Origin of the sequence: Dietzia sp. E1, assembly GCF_014145015.1 — a bacterium.
GTDB lineage: Bacteria > Actinomycetota > Actinomycetes > Mycobacteriales > Mycobacteriaceae > Dietzia > Dietzia cinnamea_A.
Genome location: NZ_JAALDU010000582.1, coordinates 1 through 1,498, shown reverse-complemented (window position 1 = coordinate 1,498; position 1,498 = coordinate 1). Strand labels below are relative to the sequence as shown.

At 73.2% G+C, this 1,498-nt stretch carries 1 protein-coding gene; it reads right to left on the bottom strand.

All coding sequences use genetic code 11. The features are described 5' to 3' along the window. Window positions 1-29: 29 nt before the first annotated feature. On the bottom strand, window positions 30-1,498 hold a 1,469-nt coding region (locus G6030_RS16200; RefSeq protein ID WP_182643817.1), incomplete at its 5' end, for a DUF294 nucleotidyltransferase-like domain-containing protein.

Here is a 1,498-nt window from a genome sequence, read left to right as displayed (position 1 = left end):
GGCGGCCGACGTCAGTCTGCTCAGTCCCGTCACATCTGCCCCACCCGGTACTGGATGGCCAACGCGGACTGCGCGGCCGCGATGATGCGGAACGCCGCCCGCAGGCGGTGGCGGTCCATCGTGCCGAGGCTCGACGGGTCGACGTGGTTGTCCAGGTCGAGCCCCTCGGCGATCTGGCGCGCGTGGTGACGATAGGCCAGACCCCTGAGGAATCGGATCGCGCCGGCGAGGTTCTCGGCGTCCGTCCGAGCGATCACCCCGGCGGCCGCCGCGGCCTCGAGCCGGCCCAGCGTGGAGACCTCCGACAACCCGGCCGACAGCGCGTGCAGCCGGGCGATCTGGACGACGGGTGCGATGCCGCCCGCCTTGATGTCCAGCGTGTTGCGGTACTCCCCCCGGCTGGCGACCACGAGGCCCCGGAAGAACCCGAGGGGCGGTTGCCAGTCGCAGGCGATCCGGGCCAGGTGGGCGAGGAACCGCCGACTTCCCCGGGACCTGGAGAGCATCTCGCAGCGGACCCGGTCCACCAGACGCTCAGACCCGTGGACGGCGCGGATGTCGAAGAACACCTGACTGTTCAGGACGGCCTTGGGCTCGGGCGCGCCCACCCAGTCCCGCACCCGTCGTTCCCAGTCGGACGCGGTTCGTCGCCACTGCGGGTTGCTCGCCATCACGTCGCCCGGGCACCGCGGGAAGCCCGCCCGGTCCAGACCGTCGCAGACCCGGTCGGCGAGTGCGGCGAAGTAGTCGTGGGCGCCCGGTACCGTGTCGGCGGCGTCGTCGAGGATCAGGGCGTTGTCCTGGTCGCTGGAGGCGCCGAGTTCCCCGCGGGCCTGCGAGCCGAGACCGACCCAGCAGTAGTCGGTGGGCGGCGGACCGAGGTCGGCCTCGGCCAGGGCGAGCAGTCTCCGGGTGGCGGCGTCGGCGGTGGCGGTGATGACCCGCCCGATGTCCTGGGGTGCGGTCCCGCGCCGCACGAATTCACCGATCAGCGGCAGGAGCCGTTCCGCCAGCCGGGCGACCGTATCGGCGTCCGGGGCGCGAGAGATCCGCGCGGCGAGGTAGACGGGGTCGGCCTGTGCGAGCCGGAGCAGGTCGCTCGTGGTGACCATCCCCATCGGCGCCCCGTCCTGGCACACGGGTAGATGGTGGACCCCGCGGTCCATCTGGAGCAGCGTGGCGTCGAACGCCCGGGTGTGGGCGTCCACCGTCACCGGGTCGGGGGTCATGATGGTCGCGACCGGGGCCTCGGGGTTTCCCCCCACGGCGACGACCTTCGCGCGGAGGTCGCGGTCGGTGAAGATCCCCACCACGCGCCCGGCCTCGACCACCACCAGCGCCGACACCCGCTCCCTCGTCATGATCTGTGCGGCCTCCCGGATGGGGGTGTCGGGCCCCACGGTGACCGCGTCCCGCGTGAGCAGCTCCCCCACCGGCGTGCCGAGGGCGTCGCCGCCGGACGCGGCGACGCGAGCGGAGGCCAGATCCTGGCGGATGC